The 23,028-nt window shown below is 30.1% G+C and carries 26 protein-coding genes and 1 tRNA gene; 16 read left to right on the top strand and 11 right to left on the bottom strand.

Going from position 1 to position 23,028, the window contains the following annotated elements; translation table 11 throughout:
• Position 1: 1 nt before the first annotated feature.
• From HNP65_RS00595 to HNP65_RS00615, 5 genes are read right to left on the bottom strand one after another with little or no spacing between them, the layout of a single operon-like run.
• A complete protein-coding gene (locus tag HNP65_RS00595) occupies positions 2-778 on the bottom strand; it encodes a hypothetical protein (RefSeq protein WP_184618469.1) in 777 nt (258 codons plus the stop codon).
• The gene (tgt, locus tag HNP65_RS00600; protein WP_184618470.1) at positions 771-1,874 is read right to left on the bottom strand and encodes a tRNA guanosine(34) transglycosylase Tgt; all 1,104 of its coding nucleotides are present in this window, start codon (positions 1,872-1,874) and stop codon (positions 771-773) included. The genes HNP65_RS00595 and tgt overlap by 8 nt, the downstream gene beginning before the upstream one ends.
• Entirely contained in the window at positions 1,858-2,481 is a 624-nt protein-coding gene (locus HNP65_RS00605) for a cyclodeaminase/cyclohydrolase family protein (RefSeq protein ID WP_184618471.1), read from the bottom strand. The genes tgt and HNP65_RS00605 overlap by 17 nt, the downstream gene beginning before the upstream one ends.
• 17 nt (positions 2,482-2,498) lie before the next feature.
• Positions 2,499-2,768: a cupin domain-containing protein gene (locus tag HNP65_RS00610; protein WP_184618472.1), complete on the bottom strand. Its 270-nt coding sequence runs from the start codon at positions 2,766-2,768 to the stop codon at positions 2,499-2,501.
• Between the two features lie 20 nt (positions 2,769-2,788).
• Positions 2,789-3,541: a DUF368 domain-containing protein gene (locus HNP65_RS00615; protein WP_184618473.1), complete on the bottom strand. Its 753-nt coding sequence runs from the start codon at positions 3,539-3,541 to the stop codon at positions 2,789-2,791.
• Positions 3,542-3,659: 118 nt separating this feature from the next.
• On the opposite strand from HNP65_RS00615, the gene HNP65_RS00620 reads away from it, so the two are divergent.
• The 4 genes from HNP65_RS00620 to HNP65_RS00635 all read left to right on the top strand — a co-directional run bounded on the left by HNP65_RS00620 (position 3,660) and on the right by HNP65_RS00635 (position 5,763).
• A tRNA-Ser gene (locus HNP65_RS00620) sits at positions 3,660-3,750 on the top strand.
• A gap of 54 nt (positions 3,751-3,804) precedes the next feature.
• Complete coding sequence (locus tag HNP65_RS00625) at positions 3,805-4,251, top strand: ribosome maturation factor RimP (protein WP_184618474.1); 447 nt, start codon at positions 3,805-3,807, stop codon at positions 4,249-4,251.
• An 11-nt stretch (positions 4,252-4,262) separates the two neighbouring features.
• The gene (gene nusA / locus HNP65_RS00630; protein WP_184618475.1) at positions 4,263-5,297 is read left to right on the top strand and encodes a transcription termination factor NusA; all 1,035 of its coding nucleotides are present in this window, start codon (positions 4,263-4,265) and stop codon (positions 5,295-5,297) included.
• A gap of 13 nt (positions 5,298-5,310) precedes the next feature.
• Positions 5,311-5,763: a Fur family transcriptional regulator gene (locus HNP65_RS00635; protein ID WP_126992423.1), complete on the top strand. Its 453-nt coding sequence runs from the start codon at positions 5,311-5,313 to the stop codon at positions 5,761-5,763.
• On the opposite strand, the gene HNP65_RS00640 is transcribed toward HNP65_RS00635, so the two are convergent.
• The 6 genes from HNP65_RS00640 to HNP65_RS00665 are packed head-to-tail and all read right to left on the bottom strand — an operon-like array spanning position 5,676 to position 11,544.
• A complete protein-coding gene (locus HNP65_RS00640; protein ID WP_246348150.1) occupies positions 5,676-6,869 on the bottom strand; it encodes a ComEC/Rec2 family competence protein in 1,194 nt (397 codons plus the stop codon). The two genes, HNP65_RS00635 and HNP65_RS00640, sit on opposite strands and share 88 nt — an antisense overlap.
• A gap of 42 nt (positions 6,870-6,911) precedes the next feature.
• Positions 6,912-8,120, bottom strand: a complete 1,209-nt coding sequence (locus HNP65_RS00645; protein WP_126992421.1) for a 2,3-bisphosphoglycerate-independent phosphoglycerate mutase — start codon at positions 8,118-8,120, stop codon at positions 6,912-6,914.
• A complete protein-coding gene (gene lgt / locus HNP65_RS00650; RefSeq protein ID WP_184619005.1) occupies positions 8,117-8,941 on the bottom strand; it encodes a prolipoprotein diacylglyceryl transferase in 825 nt (274 codons plus the stop codon). The genes HNP65_RS00645 and lgt overlap by 4 nt, the downstream gene beginning before the upstream one ends.
• A gap of 41 nt (positions 8,942-8,982) precedes the next feature.
• Positions 8,983-10,305: a hypothetical protein gene (locus HNP65_RS00655; RefSeq protein ID WP_184618477.1), complete on the bottom strand. Its 1,323-nt coding sequence runs from the start codon at positions 10,303-10,305 to the stop codon at positions 8,983-8,985.
• A 22-nt stretch (positions 10,306-10,327) separates the two neighbouring features.
• On the bottom strand, positions 10,328-10,930 hold the full coding sequence (locus tag HNP65_RS00660) for a Na(+)/H(+) antiporter subunit B (protein ID WP_184618478.1): 603 nt from the start codon (positions 10,928-10,930) through the stop codon (positions 10,328-10,330).
• Positions 10,918-11,544 carry a winged helix-turn-helix transcriptional regulator gene (locus HNP65_RS00665; protein ID WP_184618479.1) on the bottom strand — a complete coding sequence of 209 codons (627 nt, stop codon included), beginning with the start codon at positions 11,542-11,544 and terminating at the stop codon, positions 10,918-10,920. Before HNP65_RS00665 ends, HNP65_RS00660 begins: the two co-directional genes overlap by 13 nt.
• Positions 11,545-11,612: 68 nt before the next feature.
• On the opposite strand from HNP65_RS00665, the gene HNP65_RS00670 reads away from it, so the two are divergent.
• The 12 genes from HNP65_RS00670 to rho are packed head-to-tail and all read left to right on the top strand — an operon-like array spanning position 11,613 to position 23,017.
• A complete protein-coding gene (locus HNP65_RS00670; protein WP_184618480.1) occupies positions 11,613-13,343 on the top strand; it encodes an NAD+ synthase in 1,731 nt (576 codons plus the stop codon).
• Between the two features lie 2 nt (positions 13,344-13,345).
• The gene (locus HNP65_RS00675; RefSeq protein ID WP_184618481.1) at positions 13,346-13,678 is read left to right on the top strand and encodes a DUF1622 domain-containing protein; all 333 of its coding nucleotides are present in this window, start codon (positions 13,346-13,348) and stop codon (positions 13,676-13,678) included.
• On the top strand, positions 13,675-14,523 hold the full coding sequence (locus HNP65_RS00680; protein ID WP_184618482.1) for a deoxyribonuclease IV: 849 nt from the start codon (positions 13,675-13,677) through the stop codon (positions 14,521-14,523). The genes HNP65_RS00675 and HNP65_RS00680 overlap by 4 nt, the downstream gene beginning before the upstream one ends.
• Positions 14,523-15,317 carry a patatin-like phospholipase family protein gene (locus tag HNP65_RS00685; RefSeq protein WP_184618483.1) on the top strand — a complete coding sequence of 265 codons (795 nt, stop codon included), beginning with the start codon at positions 14,523-14,525 and terminating at the stop codon, positions 15,315-15,317. The genes HNP65_RS00680 and HNP65_RS00685 overlap by 1 nt, the downstream gene beginning before the upstream one ends.
• Positions 15,295-16,035 carry a hypothetical protein gene (locus tag HNP65_RS00690; RefSeq protein WP_184618484.1) on the top strand — a complete coding sequence of 247 codons (741 nt, stop codon included), beginning with the start codon at positions 15,295-15,297 and terminating at the stop codon, positions 16,033-16,035. The genes HNP65_RS00685 and HNP65_RS00690 overlap by 23 nt, the downstream gene beginning before the upstream one ends.
• Positions 16,025-16,654, top strand: a complete 630-nt coding sequence (locus HNP65_RS00695) for an LPS-assembly protein LptD (protein WP_184618485.1) — start codon at positions 16,025-16,027, stop codon at positions 16,652-16,654. The genes HNP65_RS00690 and HNP65_RS00695 overlap by 11 nt, the downstream gene beginning before the upstream one ends.
• A 3-nt stretch (positions 16,655-16,657) precedes the next feature.
• Positions 16,658-17,563 carry a tRNA (adenosine(37)-N6)-dimethylallyltransferase MiaA gene (miaA, locus tag HNP65_RS00700; protein WP_184618486.1) on the top strand — a complete coding sequence of 302 codons (906 nt, stop codon included), beginning with the start codon at positions 16,658-16,660 and terminating at the stop codon, positions 17,561-17,563.
• A gap of 2 nt (positions 17,564-17,565) precedes the next feature.
• Positions 17,566-18,999, top strand: a complete 1,434-nt coding sequence (dnaX, locus tag HNP65_RS00705) for a DNA polymerase III subunit gamma/tau (protein WP_184618487.1) — start codon at positions 17,566-17,568, stop codon at positions 18,997-18,999.
• Positions 18,996-20,057: a type IV pilus twitching motility protein PilT gene (locus HNP65_RS00710; protein WP_184618488.1), complete on the top strand. Its 1,062-nt coding sequence runs from the start codon at positions 18,996-18,998 to the stop codon at positions 20,055-20,057. The genes dnaX and HNP65_RS00710 overlap by 4 nt, the downstream gene beginning before the upstream one ends.
• Positions 20,045-21,121: a peptide chain release factor 1 gene (prfA, locus tag HNP65_RS00715; RefSeq protein ID WP_184618489.1), complete on the top strand. Its 1,077-nt coding sequence runs from the start codon at positions 20,045-20,047 to the stop codon at positions 21,119-21,121. The genes HNP65_RS00710 and prfA overlap by 13 nt, the downstream gene beginning before the upstream one ends.
• Positions 21,111-21,737, top strand: a complete 627-nt coding sequence (gene upp / locus HNP65_RS00720) for a uracil phosphoribosyltransferase (RefSeq protein WP_126992406.1) — start codon at positions 21,111-21,113, stop codon at positions 21,735-21,737. The genes prfA and upp overlap by 11 nt, the downstream gene beginning before the upstream one ends.
• An 11-nt stretch (positions 21,738-21,748) precedes the next feature.
• On the top strand, positions 21,749-23,017 hold the full coding sequence (gene rho / locus HNP65_RS00725; protein WP_184618490.1) for a transcription termination factor Rho: 1,269 nt from the start codon (positions 21,749-21,751) through the stop codon (positions 23,015-23,017).
• Positions 23,018-23,028: the final 11 nt, after the last annotated feature.

The raw sequence follows: 23,028 nt of genomic DNA on the forward strand, positions 1-23,028 counted from the left end.
ATTAAAATTTCACCTCAATATTTACTTCATAACCATAAGGTGCTTCTTCATAATGCATTGGAATATCAACCAAAAAATTTCTATCAAATGCATAAAAACCAAAAATTGAAATGGAAAAATCTTCTAATTTAATTTTAAAATCTCCACTAATTTTATTTAGCATAACATTATCTTTAACAATATATTCAGGTACCCAAAAAACGTCAAAATAAAGATTGGTAAATGAAATAACAGGCCCTAAATTAAACTGAATATACTCTTGTTTTACATATTTCAAAGCACCGTATAAATTAAAATTACTCGTTCCAAAACTAAAATCAATACCAACATTTGGCTTAAAAAATGTAAAAGGTTTTTGAGCATAAAGAGGTAAGTCATCAATAAAAGCTCCTATGTTAAAATAATTTGATAATGCAGCTTCAAATCCTATTCCTACACTTAAAGACCTACTTACAGTAGATTCAGTAGTTAAACTATTAAAAACAAAATTAGTCCCCCATTGAAAATTTTTTGACACACCTTTAATAACATACCCAATGCTATTTATTGATTCATTTTCGCTATTTTCTGTTCTCAAATATAATAAACCATTCAAAGAATTTTCCTGATCAAAGTAATCTAATTCAAAGTTAGTCAACCAATTATCCAAAAACATTACTCCAAATTTAACACCTACTCCACTTTGGCCTTCTAGAAGGACAACTGGACTTTTAACAGTCCTCATTGAAAAGACAAATAAACTTAACACCATTAAGAAAACTACAAAACTCTTACGCATAATATTTTAAAACCTCCCCCCTTAGCTCCTGGAAAGTATCATTTTCAATACTTTCTCTTATCTTTTTACTTAAATCCATCATAAAATGTAAGTTGTGAATAGTTAGAAGTATTTGGCCCAGTACTTCCCCCCTGTCAAATAAATGTCTTATATAAGACCTTGAAAAATTTCTACATGTATAACAATCACAACTTTCATCAATTGGTTCTTTACTGAATTTGTATTTTGCTGATCTTATATTGAGTTTCCCTTTCCAAGTTAAAGCTTGTCCATGCCTTGCAACTCGTGTAGGCAAGACACTGTCAAACATGTCAATACCAGAATCCACCAAATCAACAATTAATTTTGGGGAACCTGCTCCCATAAAATATCTTGGCTTGTTTTCTGGAAGCATAGGAGCAGTAAATTTAGTCATATCAAGAGTAATATCATATTCTTCGCCAACACTTAATCCACCAATTGCAAATCCGTCAAAATTCATACTTGTTATTTCTTTAGCACTTCTAAGCCTTAAATCTTTGAAAAAAGCACCCTGAACTATTCCAAATATTGCTTGATCAGAAAGTGAACGAAGCTTTTTTAAACTCCTTTCAGCCCAAAGACTTGTAAGCTCAAGCGCAACTACCGCATCTTGATGACTTATTCCAGGTTCTGCACAATAGTCAAAAGCCATTACTATATCTGAACCAATAGCGTGTTGAATTTCCATCGAAAGTTCAGGGGTAATCATGTGTTTACTACCATCCAAAGGAGAACGTATTAAGACTCCATCCTCGGTAATTTTTCGACCTTCCCTTAAACTAAAAACCTGGAATCCACCACTATCGGTTAGTACTGGCTTTTGCCAATTCATAAAATTATGAATTCCACCATGAAATCTAAAAACATCTAATCCGGGCTTAAGGTACAAATGAAACGCGTTCCCCAATATAATTTGCGCTCCAACTTCATCTAAAAGTCTTGGAATCATTAATTTTACATTCGCATTCGTTCCAACAGGCATAAACGTCGGCGTTTCTACAACACCATGTGGAAGATGAATTCTTCCTCTTCTAGCATTTCCGGAAATTTTTAACAATTCAAATTTCAAAGCCATTCTCTTTTACCAACTCCCTAATAGATTTATAAATACCTTCTACTTCATTTTTTAATTCCTCAAGTTCTTCCTTGTATTTTCTTACAAATTCTTCGTCTTTAATACTTGATAAATTAATTAGAACATTATACATGCCTATTCTGAATGCTGCATATGCAAGCTCAGCAGAAGAATAAGCATCAGAAATAGCATTTTTATTTCCATGTTTACTAGTTACTTGAGAAAACTTTAATACATTTCTTGCTTCTCTTGCAAGTTCAAAAGGAATATCTGCAGCTTCTTTTAACGCCGTTTGTAATTTTTCGCTTCTTGTTGGATCATCTTTTGGTATCTTTAGTGCTTCCATAACTTTATTAAACGCCTTTATATCATCATATGCTAATTGCTGAAGTTTTTCCCTTGAATAGTTCATATTTTCTAAAACTTCTTCCATTATTTCTTCAAAATCGGCATACTTTTTCTTTCCTACAGTTAAATTTGCAACCATTTGATTTAATGATGCAGCTAAAGCTGCTACAATAGCTCCGACCGCTCCACCACCTGGAGTCGGTGTTTTATCTGCAACCATATCACAAAACTCTTTTAAAGTAGTTTTTTCAACATTCATTGAGATCCACCCCCAACTTATTTGAAATTATAATGCTTTCTAACTGCTTTTTTTACTTTCCATCTACACCTTAATCCTTTTGGAAATTCAACTAAATCACCTGGTTTAATTTTGTAAACTTTACCATCCTTTGTTTCAACTTCAATCTCGCCTTCAAGAATATAACATACCTCTGTTTCATCATAATACCAATCAAATTCTGAAACTTCCTTAGTCCAAATTGGCCATGAAAAAACTCCTAATTTTTCTAACTCTTCTTTTGAAGGAGTTGTTATTTTTATTTCCATTATTACACCTCCCCATGATATTATATCATATATCTTGAAAGCATATAACTTAAAACATATCCTAAAATAGCTGAAAATAAACCTAAAATCATATTTCCGCTTCCATGAAAACCTGGGTAAACTGGGTAAAGTGAACCTATAACAAGGCCAAGAATTAAATTCTTAGAAAAATTTTCATATCTTTCAAATGCAATCTTCATGACAAGTGAAATTGTATAAATTCCTAAAAGAACACCTATTCCAAAAATTATTAATATTCCAATGTTTAAATTACTTATCGCACTAATAATATACTCATAAACTCCTAAAAGTAGGAGCATCAAAGAACCACTTAATCCTGGAACAACCATAGCAGCTCCACCTGCAAATCCAGCAATAACAATTTTTAAAATAGATGAATTGGAAGAATGTGGTATAAAATTAGGGATTATAACCAATAATATACCCAATATTAGTGGAACTATATTTAATTTTACTTCCCTCTTTAAAAATAGAATTGAAGCAAATATTAGTCCAAAGAAAAAACTGTACATATAAAATGGAAACTTTTGAAGAGAATATTCAAAAAATTTCGATAATGAAAATATCGAAACCAAAACTCCAAGCCCAACAATAAATAAAATCTTCAAATCCTGCTTTTTAAACTTAAGTACATTAGATATAGCAGAAATAAGTTTTTCATAAACACCAGCAATGACTGCCATTGTTCCTCCACTAACACCTGGAATAAGATTTGCTATACCTATCAAAATTCCTGCAAAAAATAGTCTCATTATTGCACCTCCTAATTTTTTCCTCATTTAGCATTATAATATTAGTTCCAAAAAATGTAAATTGTTACTACTTGCAATTTTTTTATTTTATGATAAAATTCATATTGGTTACAGAATTGGAGAGGTGGCCGAGGGGTCGAAGGCGCACGCCTGGAGAGCGTGTGACGCCCGCAAGGCGTCCGTGGGTTCAAATCCCACCCTCTCCGCCAGAAAACCGGGACTATACGTCCCGGTTTAGTATTTATATTATGAGGGGTGATATTATGAAAGAAATAGTTTTAAAAGTTAAAGAAATTGCCGAAAGTGCATGCAAAAAATATAATCTAGAATTATTTGATATTAAATATTACAACAAATCTGGAAAATGGTTTTTAGAAATCGTAATTGACAATCCACTTGATTATGTAAGTACAAAAGATTGTGAAAATATTTCAAGAGAAGTGGAATTTCAATTAGACGAACTAGATATAATCCCTCAACGCTATTATTTAACTGTGTCTTCTCCGGGGCTTGATAGACCACTAAGAAGCATTGATGATTTTAAAAGATTTATAAATAACAAAGTAAAAATCAAATTGGAAAATGAAACAATAATCGGATATATAAAAGATGTAAAAGATTCAGTTATCTTTTTAGAAGAAAATAATAAAAAAATCAAAGAAATTAAATATACCCAAATCAAAAAAGCAAATTTAGAAATAGATATATAGGAGGGAAAAGTATGAATTTAGACTTTTTACAAGCACTTGAACAACTTGAAGAAGAAAAAGGAGTTAAGGTTGATGAAATTATACCTGTCATAGAAAAAGCTTTAATTAGTGCTTACAAAAAGGACTTCGGTGGCGAAAAGAATGTTGAAATAATCATCAATCGACAAACAGGAGAAATTGAAGCATACCAACTTCTTGAAGTAGTTGAAAATGTTGAAAACCCAAATTTACAAATATCATTAGAAGAAGCTCTTAAAATTAATTCAAGTGCTAAAATTGGTGATATTGTCAAAAAAAGATTAAACATAAAAAAATTTGGAAGAATTGCTGCTCAAACAGCAAAACAAGTGCTTATTCAGAAAATTAGGGAAATAGAAAAAGAAAAACAATTTGAAAAATATTCAGAACTTGCTGGAAAAATAACTACTGCGGAAGTTGTAAGAGTTACAAAAGATTGGGCTGACATAAGAATCGGCAAACTAGAAACGAGACTACCAAAAAAAGAATGGATTCCTGGTGAGGAAATACAACCAGCATCTTTAATCAAAGTGTACGTAAAAGATGTAAAAAAAGATAAAAAAGGTCCAAAAATATTAGTAACAAGAATAAATGAAGAGTTTATTAAAGGACTTTTAGAACTTGAAGTACCAGAAATAGAATCAAAAGTAGTAGAAGTAGTAAAAATAGTAAGGGAACCAGGAATAAGAACTAAAGTTGCTGTAAAATCAAATAACCCAAAAGTAGATCCTGTTGGTGCATGTATTGGTGAAGAAGGTATTAGAATAGCAGCAATATTAAAAGAATTGAATGGAGAAAAAATTGACATAATCAAATGGTCAGATGATCCTAAAGAATTAATTGCAAGTGCATTACAACCAGCAAATGTTATAGAAGTTGAAATTCTTGATTATGAAAACAAAGCGTCAAGAGTTATTGTCTCACCAAATCAATTATCATTAGCTATTGGTAAAGGCGGACAAAATGCTAGACTTGCTGCAAAATTAACTGGATGGAAAATTGATATAAAACCAATTATGAATGTCTAAGAGGAGGAAAAGCATGTATATTGAGACTCTGAAAAAGGAATTGAAGAATAAAAAATACAGAATGACTCCGCAAAGGGAATTAGTCCTTAAAGTTTTTATTGACAATGAATCTAAACACCTTGGTGCTGAAGATGTTTATAGATTATTATTTTCCAATAAACATACTGTCAGCAAAGCAACCGTGTATAGAACAATCGATCTTCTTGTCGAATTTGGACTTTTAAGAAAAATTGATTTTGGGGATGGAATATACAGATACGAACTTGCTAAAAAAGAAAAAATGCATCATCATTTTATATGTAAAATATGTGGAAAAATATATGAAATTGAAGAAAAGCATCTTGAAATAATAAAAAAAGAATTGCTTTCACAAGGTTTTCAATTTGAAGATTTTGATTTCAAAATATATGGAATTTGTCCAAAATGTAGTAAAAAAGCAAAGAACAAAAGTGAAAACAAAAAGTAAGTGATTATTCCTCCAGGGATCTTAGGAAATCTTGAAAAAATACTAGAAATAAACTCTATGAAATTTGTAATAGGAAGATTGACTTTTAAAATAAAATCTACTACTAACGAGAAATTTAAAATGTAAAAGAAATATGCAATCATCAAACTAATTAATATAATTTGAAATGGAATAATAAGCACAAGAGTTCCAATTATTGAAAAAACATTTACATTTGAAAATAATGACAAAAAGGGTGCACAACCTAAAAATGCCGCAAGAGGTTTTAATTTGTTATTTTCAACACTTAATATACCAAACGTACTAAAAAAAGTCATATAAAAAGAAAGTGAGTACGCCAAAAAAGGCTGAAAAAATAAAAAGAACAAACCAACAAAACTTAAAATATCTATTTTTGACATTTTTGGAAATAATTTTTCAAATAAAATTACCAAAAAAAGGTATAAAAATGCTCTTAAAGAAGGTAAATTATTACCACAAGAAATTAAAAAAAGAAACGAAACCATTAAAGCAATAACTTTTTTTGATAAATCAGAAAGGCTAAAAAACGTTAAAACAGAAGTTAAAATGGCAAATATTAAAGAGATATGTAACCCAGAAATACTAAAAAAATGATAAAGTCCACTATCTGAATAAATTTTATCTTTTACTTTTCCACCGAAAAGTCCATAGTATATCTCACTATATTCTAATATTTTCTCACGAAAATTTTCTGTCTTTGTATATATATTTCTAACCAAAGAAAAATAGGGTGAGACAATCACCCTATTTTTATCTAAGGTTACTTTTGGATATGAATATTTTTTTGCATCAAAAGGTCCATAATAGTAAACAATATCTCCCAATGGTATCTCCTTATTTACTCCCACTAAAACATTTAATTTTTCCCATTTCCCGTCATAAAATATATCTCCTTTAACAAGAGAATAGTTATCATTTGTTTGAATTACTCTACCAACAAATTCAAAATCACCATTAAAGTTCACAACTGATAAAATGTTTAAAACAAGAAAGAAAAATAAAATCCAAAAATACTCCCTCTTTTTAAAAAACAAAAATGGTAAAAAAATCACAAACTTTGGAAAAGAAAAAATAGGGGCTATCAAAGCCCCTAATATTGAAGATAAAAAAATGAGGAAATACATAAATTATGCTCCATATTTTTCTAATCTTCCAGCATATGCAAGAGCAAGAGGCATTACATCAACTGCATGGATTGTTCCAAGGCTTCCTCTTGCACATTCAAATTCATTATACAATTTTGAAAGTCCTCTTCTTGTATTCTTTGCATAAATCATTAAAGGAACTGGATGGAATGAATGTCCTTTCATGACACATGGTGTTGAATGATCACCAGTAACTATTAAAACATCAGGATTTAATTCTAAAAGTATTGGCAAGAATTTATCAACTTCTTCTATAACTTTTACTTTCGAATCAAAATTACCATCTTCACCATATGAATCGGTCTTCTTTATGTGAACATAGAAAAAGTCATACTCATTCCAAAGTTTTTTTACAGTATTAAATTCATCTTCAATAGTTTGACCTGCCTCTACAACTTCCATACCAACAAGTTTTGCAAGACCCTTATACATTGGATATACTGCAACTGCTGCAGGCTTTAATTTGAAAACATCTCCAAATTTTGGCATATCTGGGTGCTTTGAAAAACCTCTCAAGAGCGCAAAATTCATTTTTGGTTGGTCTTTCAACACTTCTTTTATTTTATCAAGTAAAATATTAACTATTCTTTCTGACTTTTTGGACGATTCATCTAAAGCCTTTGTGTACTTTATAGGTTTTCCCTCTTTTTGAGGATCTGCATCCTCTAATTTATCCATTAAGCCTTCACCTGTAAGTTTAACAACAAATCTATGTTCTTTTCCAGGATAAAATGTTATTTTTACATCTTCTATTTCTTTGATATTTTCATTTAAAATTTCTACAACCTTTGCACTTTCTTCTGAAGATGGCCTTCCTGCTCTTCTGTCAACTATAATATCTCCATCAATAGTTGCAAAATTTCCACGAGCAACTAAATCATTTTCACCAACTTCAACATTGATTCCAAGAGCCTCTAATATTCCTCTACCAATTTGATATTTTAAAGGATCATATCCAAATAATCCCAAATGACCTGGTCCACTCCCAGGAGTAATACCAGGAAGAACTGGAATTGTTTGACCTAAATCACTCTTTTGTGCGAGAGCATCCAAATTTGGTGTGTTAGCCTTTTGAAGAGGGGTTAAACCTTCTTCATTTGGAATATCACCAATACCATCCATAACCAATAAAACAATTTTTGAAGTATTAGGCGAAATTAATTCACTAATAACTTTTTGCCTATCAATCATTTTTTCACCTCCGTTTTTCTTCTTACCAAAATAAACATAATAGCTCCTAAAATAATTAAAATTAAACTTACTAGTTGTGCCACTCTAATTTTACCCCAATATAAACTATCTGTCCTCAATCCCTCAATCCAAAACCTATTTGCAGAATATAAAATAAAATATAATGCCGTTGTTTCACCATTATTCTTCTTCCACTTCAAATCATATTTGTACAAAAACAAAAATATTAAAAAATCTAATACACTTTCATACAAAAACGTAGGATGAAAATAAGAATAATTTTCATATCCAACCATCCTATTTTCGGGTGGAACAAACATCTTCCAAGGTAAATTAGTCGGCCCACCATATGCTTCATAATTAAAAAAGTTTCCCCATCTTCCAATTGCCTGACCTAACGGTAATACACTTGTTAAAAGATCAGTTCCTTGCAAGAAAGTAAAAGAACAATTTTTTTTCAAGCGTGTATACAAAAAAGTTGAAATAATAGCACCAATAACAGCACCATGGATTGCAAGACCACCATGCCAAATTTTTATAATCTCTGAAGGATACTTTGAATAAAACTCGTCCCACATAAATATTACATAGTATGTCCTTGCACCAACTATAGATGATAAAATTCCCCAAAAAACAGCTTCATCTAAATCATCTGGGTTAATATTAAAATATTTTAGCCTTCTTCTAACAAGATAATAGGAAACAATTATTCCCGTAACTATTAAAAAGCTATACCATCTAAGCTCAAAAAAACCAAATTTAAAAATGTACCTTTTTAATATTATTTCTCCAGCAAATACTCCTTTGAGAAAGAAAAACATTCCAATTATAAAACAAATAAAGATTAAGGTAAGAATTAATTTTAAAGATTTTCCCAATTCTTCTTCCTCCTTTTATCTTTTTCGTATAAATTAGAATAAATATAGCTTATATTCGAAAGTTTAGCTTTTATTTCTTCAGGAAATTCTATGTACCTCCAAAATATTTCTCTAATTTCCTTCTCAAGTTTTTGAACACCATTTGATTCCTTCAAAATCCAAAGTATATATCTCTTTACAAAGAATTCATCAATTCTATCTCTAATTTTATTATTCATTAAATAATTATATATTTCTCCTGTCAATCCTTCTTCCATCCAACGTCCAAATGTTAATTCCTTTGCTGCCTTTAACCTGTAATCTCCCAAAGCACTTAAAATAGCAACATCAATATTTTTAGAAAACATAGGTATAACCACTCTACCACGACCACTAATAACATTTAATCCTTCAAAAGGCTCCCAGCAAAATCCATAGTCTCCATACCCAGGAACTATTATAAAATAGGGTTTTAATTTAATAGTTGTGCCTCGAATCTTTCTCTCAAATATTTTATAATCAATTTTTTCAAATTCATTGATTTTTTTCTCAACTAGATCTTTTGAACCAATCACAGTAATACCATTTAAAAAAATAGAGGTTAAAACTAAAAATCGATTCCCAAGTCTTCCAATAGATTTATTTATCATTTGTATTATAACTTCATGTTCCCTTATTTTTTTACCGAAATTATCTTCTGTTTTTTTATTTATCTTGGATTCTTCTTTCAACTTGTTAAGTTGCTCAAAAATAATATCGACTTCCCTGTTTACAAGTTTTAATTTTTTTAATTTTTCTATAGCTTGATCAATCAAACTCAAGATAGATTTCCTATAAGGTTTTCCTTCATCTTCGATACTATTAACAATTTCTTTTAATTGTTTTTCAATTAATTTTCTTTCTTCCAATTTCTCATTAAATGCCATCTCAAATGACGAAACATTTTTGGGAGCAACATTTTTTCGTGATTCTATTACCTCCATGAAACTACTTTCGTTTATTAATCCCTTTTTAACAGCAAGCATCCATTCATCAACATAAAATATATTTTCTTTATCATCCACAAAAGGAATACTTTTTATTCTTTCAAAATCCCTGGAATTTAAATATCTAGGTTCGAGTAACCCATACCTTAAAAATAGGCGTTTTTCAACTTCATAACTTTCGTCTATATTTTCAAGCAAATATCTATACAATTTCCATGTAATTTCAATAAAGTTTCGTTTCACTTGTGAGTCGTTAAAGTTTTTTTCAAGATCGCTTTTTGCTTTAAAAACTTCTTTGGCAAGTTCGTTAGGTATATCTTTTAAAACATTTTCAAAAAACATAAAAAAACCCCCTATAAATTCATTAAACAATTCCTCTATGCTTTATAAAACTGTATATGATTATCCACATACCAAACATTACTTTAAGGTATATTAATATACTCAGTAATCTTACGTGAACACTGCCTAGCAAAGAAGAGATCGAAAATCCATATATAATGAATATTGCAATTTTTTCAAAAAGCTTTATTTTATACTTTTCAAATGCATGCTCAATTTCATTAAATGTAGTACTTAGAGAGTATAATAAAACACCAGTTCCTCCAACTACCCCAGCTGAAAAACCTCCACCAGGAGTCTTATCACCATAATATGCTAAATAAAATGATAATAATATCACAAAATAACTAAGAAACTTTAATAATATTCTTATGTGAGTTTCATGTAAATGAAATTTTTGCCTTTCTTCTGAATAGTTAAATAAAAATATTCCCATTGCAGCAAGTGAAAAAACCAAAACCTCAAAAAGAGTGTCATACAATCTATTTCTTAAATATATTTCAGTAACAAAATTATTTACAACACCTAATCTACTAAAATCTAAGTGATATGAGCTTTCAAGAAATAAAAATATAACAAATAAAATTGCTAAAAAAATCAAAGAAAAAAACTTTATCCATGCCATGACAACTTAAATTCCTCCGTTTTAAATACATAGATATCAGTAAAATCATACTTTTTAGCTTTTTTTACCATTTGTTCAGAATTTTTTATAGATGCTACTACTAGAGCATCTATTCTAACTTTCGAATTGAGTGGCAAAATTGGTATGCCAAATACTCTAGAGTTAATTTTACTATTATCATCATCAAAAAATACAACTATATTATACCCTCTATTCAACAAAAGCTCAGCCAAAACTTTTCCAACAAGACCTGCTCCATAAATCCCTATTTCATTTTTTCCTTTTAATTTCAAGAAAATATTTTCAAGCTGAGAATCTATCTTTTTTGATAAATTAACTATATCATTAAAAAATGAAAGTTTCAAATAATACAATTCCGACAAACCTTCTTCTGTAACATTATAAATTTTGTTTTTTCCTAGATCCTTAGTTTCAATATATCCATTCTTTTCTAATTCATTTATATACTTATTCACTAAAGATGGAACAATGCCAGCTATGGCTGAAAGTTCTTTCTGAGAAAGATTAGGATCTTCATACAAAGCTTCCAATATAACAAGCTTCCTGTATTCAGGTGTCGGTTGAAAAAATTTCAACGTATCTATTTTTATCAATTTGCTCACCCCTTCAAAGAAATTATATCATAAAAATCATGATATAATTTGATTGAGGAGGGATATTTATGTTTATAAGAACGACCGTTGCACAATTAAATTCCACTCTAGGTGATTTTGAAAGAAACATGAAAAAAGTTATATCAGCAATTGAAATTGCTGAAAATAACAATTCAGAATTCTTAATATTTCCTGAACTATTCTTGACAGGTTATCCACCTGAAGATTTAATTCTAAGAACTTCATTTTTAAAAAAGAATATTGAATATTTGGAAAAAATTATTGATTTTTCCAGTGGAAAAAACGTAGTTATTTTGCTAGGATTTATAGATATTGAAGATGATGCTTATAATTCACTTGCGATTATAAGAGATGGGAAATTACTTGGGAAGTATCATAAAATGCATTTACCTAATTATAGCGTTTTTGATGAAAACAGATACTTTAAATCTGGAAATGAAATTGCCATTATAGACTATAACAATATTAAAATTGGAATAAATGTATGCGAGGATATCTGGAGTCCATTAGGCCCTATGTTTTACCAAGCTATAAATGGAGCTCAATTAATTTTAAATGCATCGGCTTCTCCATATTTCTATGGAAAAAGGGAGCTTAGGAAAAATTATTTGTCCCAGAAATCATATGATCATCATTGTCCAATAGTTTACTGCAATATGGTAGGCGGACAAGATGAAATAGTATTTGATGGTGGAAGTGTTGTTACTTCAGCTGATGGAAAAATAATGTTTGAAGGAAAACCTTTTGAAGAAGAAATCTTTACAATTGATATACCTATTGAAGACAATTTAAGAACAAATCTACATGATCCAAGAAGAAGATATATTAACATTGTAAATGATAAACAAACAAATTATATCTTTGTAAAAAATGAAAACATAAATAAACTAAAGCCAATAAAACATATAAACACAAATTACTCTTTAACAAAAGAAGAAGAAATTTTCAGAGCAATTACTTTAGGACTTAAAGATTACATCCAAAAAAATGGATTTAAAAAGGTTCTAATCGGCTTAAGTGGTGGTATGGATTCATCTTTGGTAGCTGCAATAGCAGTAGAGGCTCTTGGAAATAAAAATGTAGTTGGTATTTTAATGCCTTCTATGTACAGTTCATCACATAGCGTAGAAGATGCAAAAAAGTTGGCAGAAAATCTTGAAATTGAATACCATGTTATAAAAATCTCAGATATTTATTATTCATTTAAAGACTCATTAAAAGAAATATTTAAAGAAACAAAAGAGGATATCACGGAAGAAAACTTACAAGCAAGAATTAGAGGAACGCTATTAATGGCTGTATCAAATAAATTTGGATATATCGTTCTTGCAACTGGAAATAAAAGTGAAATAGCTACTGGATATTCTACTTTATACGGTGATATGGTGGGAGGGTTTTCTCCAATAAAAGATGTCTATAAAACAGATGTATACAAAATTGCAAGGTGGTATAATAAATTCAAAGGTAAAGAAATAATACCAGAAAATGTATTTATCAAACCACCAAGTGCTGAATTAAGACCTGATCAAAAGGATCAGGATACCTTGCCACCTTATGAAATACTAGATGAAATTTTAAAACTGTACATTGAAAAAGAACTTTCTGTAGATGAAATAATTAAAAAAGGATTTGATAAAGATACTGTAAAATATGTAGCAAAATTGGTAGACAGGAATGAATACAAAAGACGTCAGGGGGTTATTGGCGTTAAAGTTTCAGAAAGATCCTTTGGAAAAGACAGGAGAATGCCAATAACAAACAAATATCGGGAATGGTAAATATGAAATTTGAAGAAACAATTGTCAACTATTTAGGATTAATCTTTCAACTTCTAGCAATTATAGTTATTACCTCCGGAATAGTTAAAGCTTTTATTATTTTTGTAAAAGACGCACTATTAAAAAAAGATTCAAAAGAAGCAATAGAAGAAAGTCGATTGGAGATAGGTCATTCTTTTTCGTTGGGACTTGCTATCTTAATTGGTTCAAGTATTTTAAAAACAACAGTTGCTCCTTCATGGAATGACATAGGGCAACTAGCTGCAATTATTGGAATAAGGACATTACTTAACTACTTTTTAAGAAAAGATATTAAAGGCGGGGATGAAAAATGATAAGAATAGGAGCACATATGCCCATCGGTGGTGGCTTTAAAAGAGTACCGAAAGAAACATATGAAATTGGAGGAAATGCATTTCAAATATTTCCGCATAATCCACGTCAATGGAAAGCTAAATTACCTAAGGAAGATGATGTTAAATTATTTAAAGAAGGTATTAAAAAGTATAAGATAGATCCAGAAGCTATGCTTTGTCACAGTGGTTACCTTATAAACATAGCAAGTCCAAATACCGAAACATGGAATAAATCTCTAGAACTATTAATCTTAGAAATGAAAATATGCTCAACTCTAGGTATAAAATATTTAAACATTCATCCTGGAAGCCATCTAAAAAGTGGGGTTAAAAATGGTATAAATCAAATTTTAAAAGCTTTAAATACAGCTATGGAGGAAGAAGAAAATACTTTTATCCTACTTGAAAACGTAACAAAAAAAGGTGGAAATATTGGTTCAACACTTGAGGAATTAAAGATGATTATTGATAAAGCTAAATTCCCGGAAAGGCTTGGTATTACCATTGATACTTGTCATGCTTTTGATGCAGGATATGATATAACTAATAAAGAAAAACTGGATGAATTTTTAAATAAGATAGATAAATACTTTTCGCTCGAAAAATTAAAATTTATACACTTAAATGACTCAAAAAATGACTTAGGATCAAATAAAGACAGACATGAAAATATTGGAAAAGGAAAGATAGGCTATGAAGGTCTCAAAGTTTTTTTATCCAATCCATTTATTCAAAAAATACCATGGATATTAGAAACACCAGGTGATAATGAAGTTCATAAAAAAGATATACAAGAAGTATTCAAAATTTTAGAGGTGAAATAATGAAAATAGGACTTTCTCTTGCTGCTGGTGGTGTTAAAGGATTTGCTCATATAGCAACTCTGAAATTTTTAGAAGAAAACAATATAGATGTTGATCTTTTAACTGGTTCTTCAGCCGGAGCAATTGTTGCCGCTTTATACGGATTATATGGAAACAGCGACAAAGTTTTTGAAATGTTTTCAGAGGCTATAAAACTTTATCTTCCAAATTTCAAAAAATATATGACTAAACTTGAAAAGTCAAATTTTTGGTCTATTTTTCAAAGGGCCTTAGTTCCGGTCGAAGATTACTATCCATTTTTCAAATTCCTTTTTGGAAAGAAAAAATTTAGTGATCTAAAAAAAGAAGTTGGAATAATAACCTTTGATACTTTAGAAGGAACTTCGTTGTTGATTACAGAAGGTTTTTTAGTAGATGCGGTAATGGCAAGCTCATCAGTACCAGGTGTCTTTTCACCGCTATGGATAGCTGGAACTCAAAATACTGATGGTGGGGTACTAGCACCTACTCCTGTAAAAGAAGCTAAACTTTTAGGTGCCGATTTTGTTGTTGCAAGCACTTTTGAAAGAAAACCGCAAGATTTTCCTAAAGACCAACTCGAACTAATGTACTATTTAGATACATGGAAAGAAATAGAAATTGAATATGTTGATTTAGAACTTGCTAATGTGGTAATATATTATAGAATACCTTATCAATGGTATGAATTTAATAGTTACTTGCAAATTTACAATACTGCGCTAAACTATATTAATGAGAGGAGAGAAGAATTTGACCCTCGCTTTTGGTGGTGATTCAATTCTTTATTTATCAATTCCTGCTTTTTTCTCCGCAGCTGAAAAATATAATATTGAATTTAAAGAAATTCACTGTACTGGCTTTTCATGCATACCAGCATATTTTTACATAAAAACACAATCAGCTTCAACTAGTTACTTATACTCAAAGAAATTATACTTAGAATTAAAAAAAACCTTTCATTTCTTATTTGGCTTAAACCTTTTTGGAATTACAGAACAATTGAGAACTTTGTACAAAGCCTCAAGAAGTTTAAATGGTTTTAAATCCGAAAAAGTTCTTACAAATTTCGTAGATAAGTTTTTTTTTGATGAACCTATTCCAGAAAAATTAAAAATACATGCATTTAATATCAATACATTTAACGACGAAATACTAAAGGGTTCTTTAAATGAATCGTTAATTAAAACATTATCTATTCCTATAGAGTTCAAACCTTATAATGGTTACATCACAGGTAGTTGGGTATATGGGATTCCAGAAGCTGAATTCCTATTTTATATTGAAAATGAAAACGAACATAATTTGAAAAATGCAATTGATTATATGATAGTATCAACAATACATAGGACAAAACAAATTGCAAAGAAAAGATTGGAAAATGCAAATCACAAAATAGTTATAAATACAAAGTCTAAAAATCCTTTTGAAATTTCAACAACAATACTCAATATATCAGAAAAATATTTAGGGGGACTAATCAATGAAAAATAAAACTTTAACCCTTTTTATTATATTACTTCTAACTACCATTGCAATCTCAAAAACTATACATATTTCTTCTGATTATATTGAACCAAGTGAGAAAACTATTATTTACCAAGGAAACATTTTATTGAAAATTCCAGATGACAAACTACTTTTAACCTCTAATGATATGGTAATAAATAAAATAAACAATAAATGGATTGACCTAAATGTTGACGGTAAAGTTCACATAGAATTTGAAAATGGAATAATGGAAGGTATAGAAATGAAATACAATATTGAATCACAAAAAGGAACAATTAAAAATGCATCAGTAACTATAAATGATTCACAAAGCTCGGAAACAATATTTATTTCATGTGAAACCCTTGAATTTGATTTAAAAAATAACACATTTTCTGGGAAATCTGAAAAAGAAAAAGTTTCAATTACAAAAGGAAGCATAATTGCTAAAGCTTTTGAATTTTGGTATGATAGAAATGAAGGTAAAATATCACTTTCAAATAATGTTGATTTAAAAGATGAAAAGAAAAAATTGAAACTTCTAGGTGATAGTGTAAGCATAAATACCAAGGACAATAGCATGAAAGGTAAAAACGTTAAAGTAGAAATAGTGGTGGAGTGATATATGAAATACACAATTATTTCAGGACCAACAGCAGTTGGAAAGACTGATATAGTATTAGAAATTGCATCCCAAATTAACGCAAATATTATTTCAGTAGACTCAAGACAAATTTACAAATTAATGGACATAGGAACAGCCAAACCAAGTAAAGAAGAACAATCAAAAGTTACACACTATTTAATCGATCACATTTACCCAGATGAATATTATAATGCTTTCCTTTTCAGACAAGATGCACTAAAAATAAGAGATAAACTAGTTAATGAAGGTATTGTTCCACTTTTTGTAGGAGGAACAGGTTTGTATATTGATTCATTAGTCAAAGGCTTTTTTGAAGGTGTACCTAAAGATGAAAAACTTAGAAAAAAACTAAGTGAAATGGAAAAAAATGAACCTGGTATTTTAAGGAGCATGCTGGAAAAATATGATCCACAAGCTGCTCAAAAAATTCATCCTTCCGATATAAAAAGAACAATCCGAGCTCTTGAAGTTTATTTTAAAACAGGTAAAAAGATATCACAACTTCAAACACAATCAGAATATTCAAAAGACTATAAAATACTTGTCTTAGATCGCTATCGAGATGAGTTATACGGAAGAATTAATTTAAGAGTTGACAAAATGATAAAAGAAGGACTTATAGAAGAAGTTAAATCTTTATTAGAAAAATATCCTAAAGATCTCAATGCTTTTCAAACAATTGGATATAAAGAAATAATCCGTTATTTAGAAAATACATACGATTTGAATACGGCAATTCACTTAATAAAGAAAAACACAAGGCACTATGCAAGACGACAAATAATCTGGCTTAGGCGATATAAACAAGCTAAATGGATAAATCTATCTGAAATCTCAAGAAAAAAAGCTATAGAAGAAATTAAAAAATTTATATTAGAGGTGTAAAAATGCAAGCATTATATAGAAAATATAGACCGAAGTTATTCTCCGAAGTTGTTGGTCAAAATCATGTGAAAACCTTGTTTTTAAATTCCTTAAAAAATGGAGAAATATCACATGCATATATTTTTGCCGGCCCACGTGGCACTGGAAAAACTACTGTTGCAAGGATACTTGCAAAATCTCTTAATTGTGAAAATAAGGATGGAGTTGAACCATGTAACAAATGTAGCACTTGCCAAGCAATAGATAATGGCAGTTTTATGGATGTTCTTGAAATAGATGCTGCTTCAAATAGGGGAATAGATGAAATTAGAAAAATACGTGAAACGGTAGGTTATCATGCAGCGCAGGGAAATTATAAAGTATATATAATTGATGAAGTTCATATGTTAACAAAGGAAGCATTTAACGCTCTACTAAAAACACTAGAAGAGCCTCCTTCAAACGTAGTCTTTATACTTGCTACCACCAACCCAGAAAAAATTCCTCAGACTATCATATCAAGATGTCAAGTAATAGATTTTAAGAACATAACTATTGAAGATATTATAAAAAGACTTGAATTTGTATGTGAAAAAGAAAATATAAAAATAAGCCAAGAAGCCTTATATGAAATTGCAAAAAGGGCTAATGGCGGAATGAGAGATGCATTAACAATACTAGAACAAGTAGCAAAAAGTTCTGGAAAGAATATTACTATAAAAGATGTTCGTGAAACTCTTGGATTAATCCCAATAGAAGTTATAAACGAAATAATTGATAGTATAAAAATCGGAAATATTAAGAAAACCACAGAAGCTATTGAAAAAGTTTATTTTTCAGGAAAAGATCCAGAAGTATTCCTGATGCAACTGCTTGAAGAAATGATTTCAAAAATTGAAAGCGGTGATTATGAATTAATTGAATTTTTAAAACCACTCTCAGAAATTTTAAAAGACATAAGATACTCTGAAGAAAAATTAATTTTGATAAAACTTGGTTTCTTAAGCATCATGAAAATAAAGTTGCCCCAAGAAAATACAAATAAAAATGTTGAGAAAACTAAAGAGAATAAGCTTGTATCTGAAAGTAAACTAAATGATAAAGATTTAGAACCAACTCAAAATGTTGAAGATAAAGAAAAAAATATCGAAAATATAAGTAAAATAATGGAATATCTAAAACTTCATGGAGATTTATCACTTTATGTTGGACTTTCATTTTCAAAAATTGAAGAGCACCCTGACAGAGTTACAATAACTTTTCCACCTGAGAAAAAAATTCAGTATGAGCTTGTTAAAAGTAAAATACAAGAGTTAGAAAAATTGTATACCTCAAAATTTGGAATATTTAAACCCTTTGAAGTAGTAATTAAAGAAAATTCAAAAGAAGATGATGTACTTAATAAATTAAAGTCATTATTTGGGAACAATTTCATAGTAGAGGGGGATAAAGAATGACCGAATTAAATATTGATGAAATAATACTAAAAGCAAATCAATCTCGTGCATCTGATGTACATATATCTGCTAATATGCCTATTATGCTAAGAGTTGATGGAAACTTAGTAAAACTTCCTGGAGAAAACATCCCAACTGCCCAAGAAATAGAAATAATGGTTAAAAATTTATTTTCAAAGCTTGGAATAAATTCATTAAAAAAAGAAATAGATTTTTCATTTTCCATACGTGATATTAGAATAAGAGCAAATTTCTACTATGAAAAAAGAAATCCCACCCTTGCTTTAAGACTTATACCAAAAAAAATCAGAACAATAGAAGAATTAGGACTGCCGAAAATTTTAAATGAATTTTCAGAAAAAGACCATGGATTAATTCTTGTAGCTGGTCCTACAGGTAGTGGAAAATCAACAACTCTTGCAGCAATGATCGAACATATAAATTCTCGATTTGCAAAGCATATAATAACAATAGAAGATCCAATTGAATATGTTTTTGACTCAAAAAGATCTTTGATACATCAAAGGGAAGTTGGAACAGATACAGATAGTTTTTCAGATGGATTAAAGTATGCTCTTAGACAAGACCCAGATGTTATATTAGTTGGAGAAATGAGAGATTTAGAAACAATGTCACTTGCCCTAACAGCTGCAGAAACAGGACACTTGGTATTTGCAACAATTCATACAAATTCAGCTGCCTCTGCTCCTGAAAGAATAATTGATGTTTTTCCAGCCCATCAACAAAAGCAAATAGCTCTTCAACTTGCAAATACGCTGATAGCAGTAATATTCCAGAGATTAGTTCCTAAAAAAGATTTTGGAGTTGTTGCAATTGATGAAATAATGATAGCTACACCTGCTATAAAGAACCTTATTAGAGAAAATAAATTACATCAAATAGAAGGTGTAATGCAAACAAGCAAAAAGCAAGGAAATATATTATTTGATGATGCGCTTATCGATGCATTTTTAAAAGGCGTTATAACTAAACAAGCAGTTTTAGAAAACGCCAGAAACATAGAGGAGGTGTCTAAAAAGATAGGATGGAGAATATAGAAATAGTTCAACAAATTCATGAATGGAGTAGCAAGCTTTTAAAATCATTAGAAGAAAAATTAAGTTCTCAACTAACACCTGACCAGATCAGAATATATTCTGAAAAGTATTCAAAAATGAAAGAAATTTTTCAACTTGCAAAAGAATATCTTGAAATCGAAGATGAAATTGAGTTATGGAAAGAAGAAATGCCTGAAGGTTTTGAACACGAAGTTGAAAAACTACAAAAAAAACAAGAAGATATAATGCAAGACTTAATTTCATTAGTACTTCCTGAAAGCGAATACAGTGGAAAAAACGTTTTTCTAGAAATACGTGCAGGTACCGGTGGAGAAGAAGCCGCACTTTTTGCTGCTGACCTATTAAGAATGTACCTTAGATATGTTGAAAAAAAGAATTTTAAGGCAGAAATTGTTGATGAAAATAAAACCGATTTAGGTGGATACAAAGAAGTTGTAATAAAAATCAAAGGTAAAAACGTTGGGAATTTATTAAAATATGAAAGCGGAGTACACAGGGTTCAAAGGGTTCCTACCACAGAATCTGGTGGTAGAATTCATACGTCTACTGCCACGGTTGCCGTTCTTCCTGAGGTTTCAAACGTTGAAATAGAAATAAATCCATCAGATATTAGAATAGATACATATAGGGCATCTGGAGCTGGTGGGCAATATGTTAATAAGACAGAATCTGCAGTGAGAATTACACATATTCCAACGGGAATAGTTGTTACTTGTCAATCTGAAAGATCCCAGCTTCAAAATAAAGAACAAGCAATGAATATATTAAGAGCAAGGCTTTTTAAGTTAAAACTTGAAGAACAAGCAAAAAAGATCAGTTCAAATAGAAAATCACAAATTGGAACCGGAGAAAGAAGTGAAAAAATAAGAACTTACAACTTCCCTCAAAACAGAGTAACTGATCACAGAATAAATTACACATCATACAATTTGCAAGCTGTTCTTGATGGAGAATTAGATGAATTTATAACAAGGCTTATGCGAATAGATATGCTTGAACAATTAGAAAACATTTTAAAAGGAGGAAATGAAGATGAAAATTAATGTAGTTGATCATCCACTAATTAAGCACAAGCTGACAATAATGAGAAAAACTGATACCGGTCCAAAAGAATTTAGAGAACTTCTTAAAGAAATAACCCTTTTAATTGCGTATGAAGCAACAAGACACCTGCAAGTACACGAAACAGAAATTGAAACACCTTTAGAAAAAACGAAAGGATATTTTATTAATGACAAAGATGTTGTTATAGTTCCTATTTTGAGAGCAGGTCTTGGAATGTCAGATGGAATTTTACAATTACTTCCAAATGCATCAGTTGGTCATATAGGAATATACAGAGAACCTCACACTTTAGAAGCTGTTGAATATTATGCCAAACTTCCAAAAATTAATGAAAACTCATTTGTTTTTGTATTAGATCCAATGCTTGCAACAGGGGTTTCTTCTGTTAAGGCATTAGATATTGTAAAAGAACATGGTGCAAAGAACGTTATTCTTGTAACACTTATAGCATCACCAGAGGGTACAAGGGTTGTAAATGAAAAACACCCAGATGTTATTATTTATACAGCCTCCCTTGATAGAGAATTAAACTCAAAAGGATATATTCTTCCTGGATTAGGTGACGCTGGTGATAGATTATTTAGAACTAAATAGGGGGGATTATTTTGAGCAATAATGATGCTTATAATATAAAAGATTTAGAAAGAATGACAATAAGAGATTTGTACAAACTCGCTAAAGAATACGATATTCCCAGATACACTTCTTTAAAAAAACAAGATTTAATATTTGCAATTTTAGAAGCAAGGGCTCAATCAGAAGGATACTTTTTTGGAGAAGGTGTTTTAGAAGTACATCCTGATGGTTTTGGCTTTTTACGAAGCCTTGAAAGCATGTTACCAAGCTCCAAAGATATATACATCTCAAATTCTCAAATAAGGAAATTTAACCTCAATACCGGTGATATTATATCTGGTGTAATTAGACCCCCAAAAGAAGGCGAAAGATTTTTTGCAATGATAAAAATTGAGGCAGTAAATTATAAAGACCCAGAATTTGCGAACGAAAGAGTTAATTTTGAAAATTTAACAGCATGCTATCCTGATAAACAATTTTTCTTAGAAACAAACAAAGATATATATTCAACGAGATTAATTGATTTATTTTCCCCAATAGGAAAAGGGCAAAGAGGTATGATAGTTGCTCCACCAAAAGCTGGAAAAACGACTATTTTAAAAGAAATTGCAAATGGAATCGCAAAAAATCATCCAGATACAATAAGAATAGTTCTTTTAATAGACGAAAGGCCTGAAGAAGTAACAGATATAAAGGAATCAGTTAATGCATGGGTAATTGCCGCACCTTTTGACATGCCGCCTGATAAACAGATTAAAAAAGCTGAACTAACACTTGAAATGGCAAAAAGACTTGTGGAATTTGGCTATGACGTTGTTATTTTAATGGACAGTTTGACAAGACTTGCAAGGGTGTATAATATAAATGTTCCACCAAGTGGCAAACTTCTTTCTGGTGGTGTAGATCCTGCAGCACTTTACAAACCCAAACACTTTTTTGGAGCAGCTCGTAATACAAAAGAAGGGGGAAGTTTGACAATAATTGCAACTTCTTTGATTGAAACGGGGTCAAAAATGGATGAAGTAATTTTCGAAGAGTTTAAAGGAACTGGAAATATGGAACTCGTTCTCTCAAGACAACTTGCTAATAAAAGAATTTTCCCTGCAATCAATATTATGTTATCTGGAACGAGAAGAGAAGAATTGTTGCTTAGCAATGAAAAATTAAAAAAGTTGTGGCTTTTAAGAAAAATGTTGTCTTCAATGAGTGAAGAAGAGGGGTTAAAGCTTATTCTCAATAAAATGAAAGAAACAAACACAAATGAAGATTTTCTTGCATTAATTGATCTTCAACAGTGAGGTAATCTTTT

This window comes from Thermosipho japonicus (assembly GCF_014201655.1).
Classification (GTDB): domain Bacteria; phylum Thermotogota; class Thermotogae; order Thermotogales; family Fervidobacteriaceae; genus Thermosipho; species Thermosipho japonicus.

What these genes read in the sequence shown, in the direction of transcription:
- HNP65_RS00685 (WP_184618483.1), top strand. Translation starts at nt 14,523, where the DNA reads ATGAAAATAGGACTTTCTCTTGCTGCTGGTGGTGTTAAAGGATTTGCT.
- HNP65_RS00655 (WP_184618477.1), bottom strand. Translation starts at nt 10,305, where the DNA reads ATGTTTTTTGAAAATGTTTTAAAAGATATACCTAACGAACTTGCCAAA.
- lgt (WP_184619005.1), bottom strand. Translation starts at nt 8,941, where the DNA reads ATGTTTTTCTTTCTCAAAGGAGTATTTGCTGGAGAAATAATATTAAAA.
- HNP65_RS00675 (WP_184618481.1), top strand. Translation starts at nt 13,346, where the DNA reads ATGAAATTTGAAGAAACAATTGTCAACTATTTAGGATTAATCTTTCAA.
- HNP65_RS00610 (WP_184618472.1), bottom strand. Translation starts at nt 2,768, where the DNA reads ATGGAAATAAAAATAACAACTCCTTCAAAAGAAGAGTTAGAAAAATTA.
- HNP65_RS00695 (WP_184618485.1), top strand. Translation starts at nt 16,025, where the DNA reads ATGAAAAATAAAACTTTAACCCTTTTTATTATATTACTTCTAACTACC.
- HNP65_RS00595 (WP_184618469.1), bottom strand. Translation starts at nt 778, where the DNA reads ATGCGTAAGAGTTTTGTAGTTTTCTTAATGGTGTTAAGTTTATTTGTC.
- HNP65_RS00670 (WP_184618480.1), top strand. Translation starts at nt 11,613, where the DNA reads ATGTTTATAAGAACGACCGTTGCACAATTAAATTCCACTCTAGGTGAT.
- nusA (WP_184618475.1), top strand. Translation starts at nt 4,263, where the DNA reads ATGAATTTAGACTTTTTACAAGCACTTGAACAACTTGAAGAAGAAAAA.
- HNP65_RS00680 (WP_184618482.1), top strand. Translation starts at nt 13,675, where the DNA reads ATGATAAGAATAGGAGCACATATGCCCATCGGTGGTGGCTTTAAAAGA.
- miaA (WP_184618486.1), top strand. Translation starts at nt 16,658, where the DNA reads ATGAAATACACAATTATTTCAGGACCAACAGCAGTTGGAAAGACTGAT.
- HNP65_RS00660 (WP_184618478.1), bottom strand. Translation starts at nt 10,930, where the DNA reads ATGGCATGGATAAAGTTTTTTTCTTTGATTTTTTTAGCAATTTTATTT.
- upp (WP_126992406.1), top strand. Translation starts at nt 21,111, where the DNA reads ATGAAAATTAATGTAGTTGATCATCCACTAATTAAGCACAAGCTGACA.
- HNP65_RS00605 (WP_184618471.1), bottom strand. Translation starts at nt 2,481, where the DNA reads ATGAATGTTGAAAAAACTACTTTAAAAGAGTTTTGTGATATGGTTGCA.
- HNP65_RS00625 (WP_184618474.1), top strand. Translation starts at nt 3,805, where the DNA reads ATGAAAGAAATAGTTTTAAAAGTTAAAGAAATTGCCGAAAGTGCATGC.
- prfA (WP_184618489.1), top strand. Translation starts at nt 20,045, where the DNA reads ATGGAGAATATAGAAATAGTTCAACAAATTCATGAATGGAGTAGCAAG.
- HNP65_RS00645 (WP_126992421.1), bottom strand. Translation starts at nt 8,120, where the DNA reads ATGATTGATAGGCAAAAAGTTATTAGTGAATTAATTTCGCCTAATACT.
- HNP65_RS00710 (WP_184618488.1), top strand. Translation starts at nt 18,996, where the DNA reads ATGACCGAATTAAATATTGATGAAATAATACTAAAAGCAAATCAATCT.
- HNP65_RS00615 (WP_184618473.1), bottom strand. Translation starts at nt 3,541, where the DNA reads ATGAGACTATTTTTTGCAGGAATTTTGATAGGTATAGCAAATCTTATT.
- dnaX (WP_184618487.1), top strand. Translation starts at nt 17,566, where the DNA reads ATGCAAGCATTATATAGAAAATATAGACCGAAGTTATTCTCCGAAGTT.
- HNP65_RS00635 (WP_126992423.1), top strand. Translation starts at nt 5,311, where the DNA reads ATGTATATTGAGACTCTGAAAAAGGAATTGAAGAATAAAAAATACAGA.
- tgt (WP_184618470.1), bottom strand. Translation starts at nt 1,874, where the DNA reads ATGGCTTTGAAATTTGAATTGTTAAAAATTTCCGGAAATGCTAGAAGA.